This is a genomic window from Devosia elaeis (assembly GCF_001650025.1).
Lineage (GTDB): Bacteria > Pseudomonadota > Alphaproteobacteria > Rhizobiales > Devosiaceae > Devosia > Devosia elaeis.
Genome location: NZ_LVVY01000138.1, coordinates 1 through 9,842, shown reverse-complemented (window position 1 = coordinate 9,842; position 9,842 = coordinate 1). Strand labels below are relative to the sequence as shown.

Annotated in this window: 15 protein-coding genes; 5 read left to right on the top strand and 10 right to left on the bottom strand. The window is 65.7% G+C overall.

Annotated features, from left to right (window positions below):
• The first annotated feature begins 37 nt into the window (after positions 1–37).
• Complete coding sequence (locus A3840_RS18195) at positions 38–526, top strand: hypothetical protein (RefSeq protein ID WP_131798380.1); 489 nt, start codon at positions 38–40, stop codon at positions 524–526.
• A gap of 101 nt (positions 527–627) precedes the next feature.
• Here the strand turns inward: A3840_RS18195 and A3840_RS18190 are convergent, their stop codons facing one another.
• The 4 genes from A3840_RS18190 to A3840_RS18175 form a co-directional block, all read right to left on the bottom strand.
• Complete coding sequence (locus A3840_RS18190; RefSeq protein WP_067460415.1) at positions 628–1,200, bottom strand: SH3 domain-containing protein; 573 nt, start codon at positions 1,198–1,200, stop codon at positions 628–630.
• 111 nt (positions 1,201–1,311) lie between these two features.
• The gene (locus A3840_RS18185; RefSeq protein ID WP_067460412.1) at positions 1,312–1,977 is read right to left on the bottom strand and encodes an SH3 domain-containing protein; all 666 of its coding nucleotides are present in this window, start codon (positions 1,975–1,977) and stop codon (positions 1,312–1,314) included.
• A 215-nt stretch (positions 1,978–2,192) separates the two neighbouring features.
• Positions 2,193–2,582, bottom strand: coding sequence for an acyl-CoA thioesterase (locus A3840_RS18180; protein ID WP_067460409.1), 390 nt, complete (start codon positions 2,580–2,582; stop codon positions 2,193–2,195).
• A gap of 3 nt (positions 2,583–2,585) precedes the next feature.
• Entirely contained in the window at positions 2,586–3,179 is a 594-nt protein-coding gene (locus tag A3840_RS18175) for a thymidine kinase (RefSeq protein WP_067460406.1), read from the bottom strand.
• A 315-nt stretch (positions 3,180–3,494) separates the two neighbouring features.
• Between A3840_RS18175 and A3840_RS19790 the strand changes: the two genes are divergently transcribed.
• Together A3840_RS19790 and A3840_RS19785 are read left to right on the top strand one after the other, a co-directional pair.
• Complete coding sequence (locus A3840_RS19790) at positions 3,495–3,884, top strand: DUF2147 domain-containing protein (protein WP_067460403.1); 390 nt, start codon at positions 3,495–3,497, stop codon at positions 3,882–3,884.
• A gap of 5 nt (positions 3,885–3,889) precedes the next feature.
• Positions 3,890–4,288 carry a DUF2147 domain-containing protein gene (locus A3840_RS19785; protein ID WP_067460400.1) on the top strand — a complete coding sequence of 133 codons (399 nt, stop codon included), beginning with the start codon at positions 3,890–3,892 and terminating at the stop codon, positions 4,286–4,288.
• 9 nt (positions 4,289–4,297) lie between these two features.
• Here the strand turns inward: A3840_RS19785 and A3840_RS18160 are convergent, their stop codons facing one another.
• The 3 genes from A3840_RS18160 to A3840_RS18150 form a co-directional block, all read right to left on the bottom strand.
• Entirely contained in the window at positions 4,298–5,203 is a 906-nt protein-coding gene (locus A3840_RS18160; protein ID WP_067460397.1) for a DMT family transporter, read from the bottom strand.
• Between the two features lie 30 nt (positions 5,204–5,233).
• A complete protein-coding gene (locus A3840_RS18155; RefSeq protein ID WP_109442368.1) occupies positions 5,234–6,466 on the bottom strand; it encodes an aminotransferase class V-fold PLP-dependent enzyme in 1,233 nt (410 codons plus the stop codon).
• Between the two features lie 131 nt (positions 6,467–6,597).
• Positions 6,598–7,170 (bottom strand): Spy/CpxP family protein refolding chaperone, encoded by a 573-nt coding sequence (locus tag A3840_RS18150; protein WP_067460394.1) that lies wholly within the window; start codon positions 7,168–7,170, stop codon positions 6,598–6,600.
• Between the two features lie 127 nt (positions 7,171–7,297).
• On the opposite strand from A3840_RS18150, the gene A3840_RS18145 reads away from it, so the two are divergent.
• Complete coding sequence (locus A3840_RS18145) at positions 7,298–7,684, top strand: GNAT family N-acetyltransferase (RefSeq protein WP_067460421.1); 387 nt, start codon at positions 7,298–7,300, stop codon at positions 7,682–7,684.
• Between the two features lie 4 nt (positions 7,685–7,688).
• On the opposite strand, the gene A3840_RS18140 is transcribed toward A3840_RS18145, so the two are convergent.
• The 3 genes from A3840_RS18140 to A3840_RS19520 form a co-directional block, all read right to left on the bottom strand.
• Positions 7,689–8,117, bottom strand: a complete 429-nt coding sequence (locus tag A3840_RS18140) for a CBS domain-containing protein (RefSeq protein WP_067460386.1) — start codon at positions 8,115–8,117, stop codon at positions 7,689–7,691.
• A 129-nt stretch (positions 8,118–8,246) separates the two neighbouring features.
• Complete coding sequence (locus tag A3840_RS18135; protein ID WP_067460383.1) at positions 8,247–8,483, bottom strand: hypothetical protein; 237 nt, start codon at positions 8,481–8,483, stop codon at positions 8,247–8,249.
• A gap of 188 nt (positions 8,484–8,671) precedes the next feature.
• On the bottom strand, positions 8,672–9,037 hold the full coding sequence (locus A3840_RS19520; RefSeq protein ID WP_131798379.1) for a hypothetical protein: 366 nt from the start codon (positions 9,035–9,037) through the stop codon (positions 8,672–8,674).
• On the opposite strand from A3840_RS19520, the gene A3840_RS18125 reads away from it, so the two are divergent.
• Positions 9,030–9,842: LacI family DNA-binding transcriptional regulator (locus A3840_RS18125; protein WP_067460376.1), on the top strand; the 813-nt coding region annotated here is incomplete at its 3' end. The two genes, A3840_RS19520 and A3840_RS18125, sit on opposite strands and share 8 nt — an antisense overlap.

Genomic DNA, 9,842 nt, shown 5'->3' with positions numbered 1-9,842 from the left:
CTGGCCGTCTCGGCCGGTATCAAGGGAGCTTTCTAGCATGAAGACTGGTTTTGTCCGGGCTGCGGCTTTGGCGCTGCTGCTCGGGGTGGCGAATTCCGTCTTGGCGCTGACCCTGGCGGAAGCCGAGGCGGTGGTCGGGGTGGTCGAGAAGCTGGCCCAGGAGACGGGCGAGGGCATGGTGCTGGACGCGGCGGACATTTATTACGATTACGACTCGCTGGGCGCCTCCCTGATCCCCGCCGCCGGCTTCGACCGGGAAAGCTGGGCCGTGGCCTATGAGGCGGTGGGCCGGGGCTATATGGCCACCATTCCCGAGGATCAGTTCAACGCCACCTTCGACGAGCCGCTGGCGCGGCTGGCCGCGTCGGGTCTGCCGGAAGACCAGATGGCGATGATGCGCGAGCATGTGGACGGGCTGATCGCCGAGGCCAGACAGGCGCGGCAGGAGGGCATGGCCTATGCCGATGTGGTGCGGCCGCTGGAAGACCGGCTCTATGTGCTGTTCTATGGCGAATTCGAGGAATAGGGAAAGCCTGAGCTCCTCCCTGGAGACCCGATGGCAGGGGCGTTCCACCCCCGGCCTGACGGAACAACGCCGCCCCATGGGGCGGCGTTGTGCTTTCCGGATCAATAGACGCGGATGGAGGAAACCTGCCTTTGCAGGAACGGAGCGAGCGCCGGCTGGCTCTGATAGACGCGCTCGCAATAGGATTGGAAGAAGCGGTCGCGGCAGATCGCAGCGCTGGTGCCCTCCACGATCTGGATGGAGCGGATGCGATTGTCCCAGCCCCAGGTGGCCAGATCGTTGAATACTTCGCCGCTGCCGGCACAGAAGGAGCGGCCGGTGAAATTGGCGCCTTCATAGAAGCAGAGGCGGCCGCCGGCGAGATCGGGCCAGTCATTGTCCGGATCGAGGATGGGCCAATGCGGATCCTTGCCGAAATCGACATAATGCTTGTCGGCCCAGCCGCGCCCGCCCGGACCATCGACCAGGCACCACAATTTCTGGCAGCGCAGGATCTTGATGGCGACCTTGCCGGGCAGGGCGCCGGCGACCTCGTATTGCGGACCGGGGCCGGTGCGCAGGGTCAACTCGGCCCGGCTCCAGCCGTGGCTGCCGGCCTCGGTGAGGGCCCAGGCCGGCGCGGCGGGCAGGGCGGCGAGGATGAGGGCGAAACCGATAGCCAGGAACCGATGCATGGGCAACTCCGGTGCAGGTGATGGAACGAGGTTAGCGTCTCGCCTTGCGCGATGCAAAGCAAAGCGCCGCCCTTGTGGGGCGGCGCGAGGTTAGGGCAGCGGGGCGCAAGATCAGCGCAGGCGGATCGAAGCGACGTAGCTGTCGAAATCGCCGAGCGAGGCCGCGCTGGTCGTATAGGTGCGGCAATTGCGGAAGGCGACTTCCGAGCAGACCTCCACGCGCACGCGCGAGGGATTGTCGATGGAGGAGATGCGGTCGGTCCAGCCGCGCAGATCGCGAATGGCTTCGCCCTGCTCCATGCAGAAGCTGTTGCCGCGGAAATTGGTGCGGTCATAGAAGCACACTTCATAGACCGGCTGGATGACCGGCGGACGCGGGCCGGGACGCGGCGGACGCGGCTGGTTGCCGCCGCCGATGCCGATGCTGACCTGCGGGCCATCGGGGCCGCCAATGGTGAAGCCGAAGGACAGGCCGGGATTGGACGGGTTCACCGGACGGCCGCCGGCGGCCAGGTAGCTGGCCGAGACCCAGCCGGAAAAGCCGCGACCGCGCACGAAGCACCAGGAGCCCTGGCAGCGCTGCACGTCGACCTGTTCGCCACGGCGCAGGGTGTCGATGACGCCATAGCTGGTGCCCGGGCCCGAGCGCACATTGACGTTGGAGGTGGCGGTGCCCGGCGCGGCCTGGGCGGCCGGCAGGAAGACGACGGCCGCCGCCAGTGCCACGGCGATGCCGGTGACGAAATTGAGCAGTTTCTTTCGAGTTTGACGGTGCATAGCTTGCTCCTGTGGCCCTGGCTTGCCGGCTCCGGACGTCCGGAGCGACGCTTGCGGCTGCCATGCCCATAGTTTGTGACCGGAGAAACGGAACCTGTGCGAAAAGAGTTCCCCCAAGGAACGCTCCCGGCGCAACAGACGCGCTTCACCAAAGCATTGTTCAGTGCCTTGGACCAGAAATAAACATTGCCTGCCTGAACGCAGGCTGAACAATATCAGGCGGGCGGAATAGCGCGCTTGCGGCCATTCTCATCGAGGGAAACGTAAACGAAGCGCGCTTCGGTGACCTTGACGCGATCATCGAGCCGGTTGCGGCGCACCCAGGCTTCGAGGCCCACGATGATGGAGGTGGTGCCGACCCGCTCGATATCGGTATAGACGCAGAGCACGTCGCCGACCTTGACGGGGGCGATGAAGGTCATGGCCTCGACCGCCACGGTCACCACGCGGCCCTTGACCCGCTCGATGGCGGCGATGGCGCCGGCAATGTCCATCTGGCTCATCACCCAGCCGCCGAAAATATCGCCAGCCGGATTGGTATCGGCGGGCATGGCCAGAGTGCGGATGGTGAGCGCGCCCTTTGGTTCGGTGACATCGTTCTGCATGGATCAGGGTCCTTTCACGGGCCAGCGGCCAACCGCCTCTTCCCAATGCTTGCGGCAGAGGGAAAGGTAGACCGATTTTTCGATGGAAACCTGGTCGCCGTCGGTGAGGACGCGGCCGGACATGTCCTGGCGGACGACCATGGTGGCCTTGGCGCCGCAGGTGCAGATGGTGCGGATTTCGCGCAGGGAATCGGCGATGGCGAGCAATTCCATCGAGCCGGGAAAGAGCTTGCCTTGGAAATCGGTGCGCAGGCCATAGCACATGACCGGGATGTGCAGGCGATCGGCGACGCGCGCCAATTGCCAGACCTGTTCGCGGGTGAGGAACTGGGCCTCGTCCACGAAGACGCAATCGACCTTGGATTCCTCGTGAAAGTCACGCACCGATTGGTAGAGATCCTCGCCCGGCGCATAGAGTTCGGCGGCTTCGGCGATGCCGATGCGGGAGGTGATGAGACCCACGCCCCCCTCGGCATAAAGCGCCGAGGTGTAGAGCAGGGGCCGCATGCCGCGCTCGCGGTAATTATAGGCGGCCTGAAGCAGCAGGGTGGACTTGCCCGCATTCATCGCCGCATAGGAAAAGTAGAGCTTGGCCATCGTCGTGCCCGAAAGATCGGACCTGTTGTGACGCAGCGCCCGCCCGCAGGCGAGGACAAATCCGCAGGGTCCACAAAAAAGAGACCGCCCAGGGGCGGCCAGGACCGAATGGATCGGTTTGGGAGGCCGGGGGTTGGCGGACCGGGCCTCCAGAAGCCGCGGCGCTGGGGAAGCGAAGTGCGGCATATCCGGGCTTGGGGGAGCCGGGATGAGGACAGGCTAATTAAGATATATGACGGAGCAGTGACGGTCCCATTCAGTCTCCATTCAGGCAGGATGCGGCAGTGTCCGGGCCTCAGTGTCGAGGAGTTGCCGATGCGTCGCCTTTGCCGAATTTTCGTTGCCGCCGCGGCCATCCTGGCCACCGCCATGCCCGCCTTCGCTTCGCCGGCGGGGATATGGGAGCTGGAAACGCGCGATACCCGCTTCGCGCTGGAATTGTGCGGCGACGGCACCCAGCTCTGCGGCAAGCTGGCCTGGCTCAGCGACGCCGACTACAACAAGCAATATCTGCCCTATCTGGACAAGCCGATGGCCAGCGGCCTGCGGTCGGACGGGCCGAACCGTTGGAAGGGCGAGCTGCACTTGTTCGGACACAGGATGAGTGGAACGCTGACCCAGCGCAGCGCCGACCAGATGACCTTGCAGGGCTGCGCGTTCCTGGTGGTCTGCAAAAGCTACGAAATGTTCCGCTACAGCGAGTAAGAGCGATGAAAACCCATACCAGGCTCGGCCGGCTGGCCCTTATTGCCGCCATCGGGCTGACCAATATCCTGCCGGCCACGGCCTCCCCCGAGGGCACCTGGGAAATCGAATCCCGGGATTCCCGCTATGCGGTGAGCCTGTGCGGCGACGGAACCCAGCTTTGCGCCGAACTGATCTGGCTCGGCAATGGGGCGGACAACGAGCAGAACATGCCCTATCTCAATACGCTGCTGATCGACCGGGCCAGTCCGACCAAGCCGGGCGAATGGCAGGGGAAGCTGCATCTGTTCGGGCAGACCGCGGACGGCACCATTACCCAGGTGAGCCCGGACCAGATCACGCTGCGCGGCTGCGTGGCGCTGGTGCTGTGCAAGAGCTACCAGATGTATCGCTTCGCCGAGTAGGGCCGGGCGCTAGTTGGTGATGCGCGGCGCATGGGCGCGGCGCCGGGCCCAGAGCGGGGGAATGGCTTCCACCAGGAGGATGGCGGCGAAGATGAGCGTGGCCCCGGCATAGCCGACCATCGGCAGGCGCTCGCCCAGGATGAGCGCGCCGCCAATGGCGGCAAAGAGGCTTTCCGCGGAGAGGACGATGGCGGCATTGGCGGGCGGCACATGCTGCTGGCCGATGGCCTGGAAGGTGAAGCCGATGGCGGTGGACAGAACGGCGGCATAGGCGATCTCGATCCAGCCGGCGGAAATGGCGTCCAGCGTCGGCGCCTCGGTGCCCAGGGCGATGGCGCTGGCCAGGAGACCGGCAAACAGGAAGCTGATGGCGGAGACGAAAATAGGCAGGCCGGTGAGGCGGGCGACGTGGCCGAGCAGAATGACGTGCAGCGCCCAGAACACGGCGCTGCCCACGATCAGCCAATCACCGGAATTGAAGGAATCGAGGCCGCCGCCATTGAGGTAGTAGATGCCGATCAATGCCATGGGCACGCCGATGAAGATCACCGGATGCGGGCGCGTGCGGAACAGGACATAGCCGAGCAGGGGCACGAAGAAGACGTAAAGGCCGGTGAGGAAGCCGCCATTGGTGGCGGTGGTGGTGGCCAGGCCCGCCTGTTGCAGCCAGGAGCCGAGGAAGAACACCGTGCTCATGGCGGCGATGAAGAGCCAGTGAATGCGCGTGAGCGCAATGGGCTTGCGGCGGCGCTCGTAGAAGGCGAGCGGCAGGACCAGCAGGCCGCCGAGCAGATAGCGCACGCCCGCAAAGGTCAGCGGGCCCATGGAATCCATCGCCGATTTCTGGGCGATGAAGGCAAAGCCCCAGAACATGGTGCAGATCAGCAGCAGCGCGGTGGCGAGGGGACGGGACATGGTGCTTCGGTACGCTACCCTGTGATGGCCTCAGAGCTCGGCATCCAGGGCGTCGATCAGGCGCTGGATTTCCTCGGGGCTGGTGTAGTGGACGAAGGAGAGGCGCAGGACGCCGTGATGGTGCGGATCGATGCCCAAAGCCTCGAGCAGGCGCACCGCGTAGAAATTGCCGCCGGAGGCCATGATGCCGCGCGCGGCGAGGCGCCTGGCGATCTCGATGCCGGGCTCGGCGTGATGGAGCGCGATGGTGGGGGCGCGCCGCTCCGGATCGGCGGGGCCGATGAGGCGGATGTCGTTGCGCGTCCGCAGGAAATCGAGCAAGGGACGGGCCAGGGCGATTTCCTGGGCGCGCATGGCGGCATGGGCGCGGCGGAAGGGATCCGGCCCCTGAACAGCGTCGCCGGCAATGGCGGCGACCTGTTCGAGGTAATCGGCGATGCCGGCGCTGGCGGCGATCTGGGCGTGGTCGGGGCCGGCTGGGGTGAGGCGGTAGCGGGGCTTGGCCTCGTTGAAATAATGGCCCTGATTGGGGAGGCTGGCGGCGAGTTCGGGGCGGATGGCCATGATGCCCTGATGCGGGCCATAGACCTTGTAGGCGGAGAACAGGTAGATGTCCGCGCCGAGGGCCTGCAAATCCGGAATGCCGTGGGGCGCATAGCTCACCCCGTCCACGGCGAGGACGGCACCGGCGGCATGGGCCTTGTCGGCGATCTCCGCGACGGGATTGATCTCACCGACGATATTGGAGCAATGCGGCGCAGCGACGAGCTTCACCTTGCCGTCGAGCAGGGCGTCAAGCGCGGCGAGCGACAGGTGGCCGGTCTGGGCATCGACGGCCCATTCGCGGATTTCGATGCCGCGTTCGGCCAGGCGCCGCCAGGCACCGCTATTGGCCTCGTGATCCTGATTGGTGACGATAATGGCGTCGCCCGGCGCGAGCCGGCCGGCAAAGGCATGGGCCAGCACATAGGTATTGGCCGAGGTCGAGGGACCGAAATGTATCCAGTCCGAGGTGACGTTGAAGGCCTGGGCCAGGCGTTCATAGGCCAGGTTCATGGCCTCGCCGGCCTCGATGGAGGCGGCATAGACGCCGTAGGGCTGGACCTTGCTGGCGCGGTAGAACCGGTCGAGCCGGTCGAGCACGGGCTGGGCCGTGTAGGAGCCGCCGGCATTTTCGAAAAAGGCCTGACCGACCAGGTTCGGCTCGGCAAAGGCGGGGAAAAGGGCGCGGATGCGCGCCGGGTCGAGAGGCAGATTGGTCATGTGCGGCCCAGATTGTGCTCTTCGATTGGTAGTCGAGCCGAGGACAAAAGCAAACCCCGGCCGTTGAGAGCCGGGGTTCGGCGGCGGGGCGCCGCACCGGGCCGCCGCGAGGACCGGCGAACCGATATGGTTCAGTTGCGGTGGATGGGCGGGGCGTGGCGGATATCGCGGTCCCCGGCCGGGCGACCGATAGGACGGCGTTCGCCGGGCTGCGGCATCAGCGCGGCCCGCTGTTCCTCGGTGAGGCTTTCGAAAAAGGCGACGAAGGCGGGCTGCACGGCCTCGAGGGCAGCAAGGCGCGCGGCCTGGAGCGTTATGCGGTTCTGAAAGCGCGTGGCGATATCCGGCGGGGTAGCCGCTTCATCCCGATCGGCGCGGGAAGGGCGCAGGCCCGCGGTCTCGGTTTCGAAGGTTTCGGCTGCGGCGAGGGCGTCGGTCCTGAGCCTATCGAGCAGGATTTTCTGTTCATCGTTCAGGTCCAGGCGGTGGCCGAGGCGCACGATGGCGACTTCGACGGCCTCGGCGCCGCGGTCGAAACCCAGGAGATCGCCGCGCGAATGGCCATGGCGGTGCGCGGCGCCGGGGTGAACATCCTGCCGGGCCTGGACCGGGGCGGCATCCTGCGCCAAGGTCGGGGCCATGGTGCCCAGGGCGAGGGAGGCGGCTACCAGGGCCGCGACGGCGGGAGGAGCAATGGTTTTCATGAGCGTGTCTATCCTTTGCATGGGAAAGGCCGTGTCATCGGCGCGCAGAGAAGGATAAGCACAACGAACTGTTCCTGACCTTGCGGAAGGGTGAAGTCTTGGAGAGGTTGGTAAGGTGGACGAGACCATGACCGAGATCATTGCCGATGCCTTTCCCGATCCCGCCGCGCTGGCCGCATTCTGGCGGCGGGCCTGGGGCGGGGACATAGCCGACAATTACGCGGCGGTGCTGCAGCGCAGCCTGGGCCATGTGGTGGCGCGGGATGGCGAAAGGCTGGTCGGCTTCGCCAATATCGCCTGGGACGGCGGGGTGCACGCCTTCCTGCTGGATGTCGCGACCGATCCCGATTACCGGCGCCAGGGGCTGGCGACGCGGATGGTCGAGCGCGCCACGGCGCTGGCGCGGGAGCGCGGCGCCACCTGGCTGCATGTCGATTTCGAGCCGCATCTGGAAGGCTTTTACCGAGGCTGCGGCTTTCGGCACAGCGCGGCGGGGCTGATCCGGCTGCGTTGAGGGATCAACTCGCGATATAGTCGCGCAAGGCCTCGGCCTCGTGTTCCACTTCCTGGATCTTGTGTTTGACCACGTCGCCGATGGAAATGATGCCGACCAGCTTGCCGTCTTCGGCGACCGGCATGTGGCGGATGCGACGGCGGGTCATGCGTTCCATGACCTCGTCTATGGGCGTCAGGCGCTCGCAGGTGACGACGCCTTTGGTCATGCAGGCGGCGATGGGCATGGACAGCGTGCCGGAGGGATTGCGGCCGAGTTGGCGGACGATGTCGCGCTCGGAGAGGATGCCGGCGATCCCTCCCGCCGCGCCGGTGATGACGAGGGCGCCGATATTGTGGCTATTGAGCAGGGCCACCGCATCGGCAAGCGTGCCGGTTTCGGGGAGCGTATGCACCAGGGCGCCCTTGGTCTGCAGGATCGTGTCGACATGCATGGTCAATCCTCCTTGCAAAATGGAAGTTTGAACCGGCGCGCGAGGCCCCGCAATAGGCCGAAAGTCACAAAAAAGGCCGGCGCGAGGCCGGCCAGTCGTCAGGGGAGAAACAAAGTGGTGTTTGCAAACTCAGCCGCCGCGCCGATCCCGCGACCAGCGGAGGGGCCGGGCGGGCCGGTCGGCGGACTGAGCAGGGAGTGCACCGCGCCGCACGAAGCGGGCGGCTTCGAAGAGCAGGACCAGAACGAGCAGGGTCAGGGGGACCATGAATATGGCAACCTGCGTATCGGCCTGGCTGGCCAGGTTGGCGGCCCGCGCGGGCGTGACGCCGGCAACAAGCGCCAGAGGGACCGCAGCCGCAGCCATTATGCCGACCAGGGCGGCCAGACCGACTTTTCGTCTGGAGGACGTGGATATGTGCATGGGATCGACGTCTTTTCCTCGCTTCAACGAACAAAGAAAAGCATGGCAATGCGCTGCCAGTGTGAAGCGCAGAGGGTGATTTGAGGGCAGAAGTGTGGCGGCCTGGCTGTTTTCCTGGTCGGTGGCTTGGCTCAACGGGCGCCGTGAATCGGGGCGCCAGGGCGGCGATGCCGGAGATTTCCCAGAACATGGGCGGCGAGAGTGACGATCCGGGGCAGGGGGATCGTCATGCCGCCTCGTGGTTCGGCTGCGGGCGGCGGCGTCTCCGGCTCGGCGGCCTCCCAATGCTGGTGATAGACTTGCTTGAACAGATAGCTGGCAGGGATCATCTGATCCTCCTGATGCAGATGTTGAATCGATTCAATCTGAAAGCGAGAAAATGTGTTGAACCGGTTCAAATTAGGCTTATGCGCGGGGCGCGTCAAGCAAAAATTGAACCGATCCAAGATTGATGCTAAATCACTGGGCTGAAGGGGAAAGGCGGATGTATTGGCCAAGCAGGTTCCGGAAAAGGTCAGGCTCAGGGATGTGGCGAAGGCGGCCGGCGTGTCGCAGGGAACCGCGTCCAATGTGTTCAGCCGGCCCGAAATCGTGCGCGAGGAGGTGCGCGAACGCGTGCATGCGGTGGCCAGGGAGCTGGGCTATGGCGGCCCCAGCATTACCGGGCGGCTGCTGCGGGCGGGCAGGGTCAATGCGGTGGGTGTCGCCGCCATCGAGCCGCTCAGCTATTTCTTCGAGGATTTGTGGGCCCGCCAGCTGATGGCGGAGATTTCCGATATCTGCGACGAGCGCGGCGCCGGGGTGGCGCTGGTATCGGCGCTCAATGACGAACGGCTCGCCTGGAATATCGGCTCGGCGCTGGTGGATGGCTTCATCCTGCTCTGCGTCGAGGGCGGGGAACGGCTGGTCGATATCACCCGGCAGCGGCAATTGCCCTATGTGGCGCTGGCGATCGGGGCCGACGATCAATCGATCCCGGCCATCGGCGTCGACAATCTGAACGGCGCGCGTCTCGCGGCGGAACACCTGCTGGGGCTGGGGCATCGCCGCTTTGCCATCCTCTCGACCATGCTGCGCGACGGCCATTCCGGGCCCGCCGACGCGGCGCTGGTCCGGCAGGCCTGGTATTCGACCTCGCGCGACCGGGCCCTGGGCTATTGGCAGGCCCTGGAGGCCGCCGGCATGGATCCGCATGCCGTGCCGGTTTTCGGTACGCTGGAGGACGAAGCCAGCACCCATGCGGCCATGGCGCAAATCTTTGCGGCGGGTGAGCCCCCCACCGCCATTCTCGCCATGTCGGAC

Coding starts and splice junctions, on each gene's coding strand:
- A3840_RS18175 (WP_067460406.1), bottom strand. CDS start 3,179: ATGGCCAAGCTCTACTTTTCCTATGCGGCGATGAATGCGGGCAAGTCC.
- A3840_RS18190 (WP_067460415.1), bottom strand. CDS start 1,200: ATGCATCGGTTCCTGGCTATCGGTTTCGCCCTCATCCTCGCCGCCCTG.
- A3840_RS18185 (WP_067460412.1), bottom strand. CDS start 1,977: ATGCACCGTCAAACTCGAAAGAAACTGCTCAATTTCGTCACCGGCATC.
- A3840_RS19790 (WP_067460403.1), top strand. CDS start 3,495: ATGCGTCGCCTTTGCCGAATTTTCGTTGCCGCCGCGGCCATCCTGGCC.
- A3840_RS18140 (WP_067460386.1), bottom strand. CDS start 8,117: ATGCATGTCGACACGATCCTGCAGACCAAGGGCGCCCTGGTGCATACG.
- A3840_RS18150 (WP_067460394.1), bottom strand. CDS start 7,170: ATGAAAACCATTGCTCCTCCCGCCGTCGCGGCCCTGGTAGCCGCCTCC.
- A3840_RS18145 (WP_067460421.1), top strand. CDS start 7,298: ATGACCGAGATCATTGCCGATGCCTTTCCCGATCCCGCCGCGCTGGCC.
- A3840_RS18195 (WP_131798380.1), top strand. CDS start 38: ATGAAGACTGGTTTTGTCCGGGCTGCGGCTTTGGCGCTGCTGCTCGGG.
- A3840_RS18135 (WP_067460383.1), bottom strand. CDS start 8,483: ATGGCTGCGGCTGCGGTCCCTCTGGCGCTTGTTGCCGGCGTCACGCCC.
- A3840_RS18160 (WP_067460397.1), bottom strand. CDS start 5,203: ATGTCCCGTCCCCTCGCCACCGCGCTGCTGCTGATCTGCACCATGTTC.
- A3840_RS19785 (WP_067460400.1), top strand. CDS start 3,890: ATGAAAACCCATACCAGGCTCGGCCGGCTGGCCCTTATTGCCGCCATC.
- A3840_RS18155 (WP_109442368.1), bottom strand. CDS start 6,466: ATGACCAATCTGCCTCTCGACCCGGCGCGCATCCGCGCCCTTTTCCCC.
- A3840_RS18180 (WP_067460409.1), bottom strand. CDS start 2,582: ATGCAGAACGATGTCACCGAACCAAAGGGCGCGCTCACCATCCGCACT.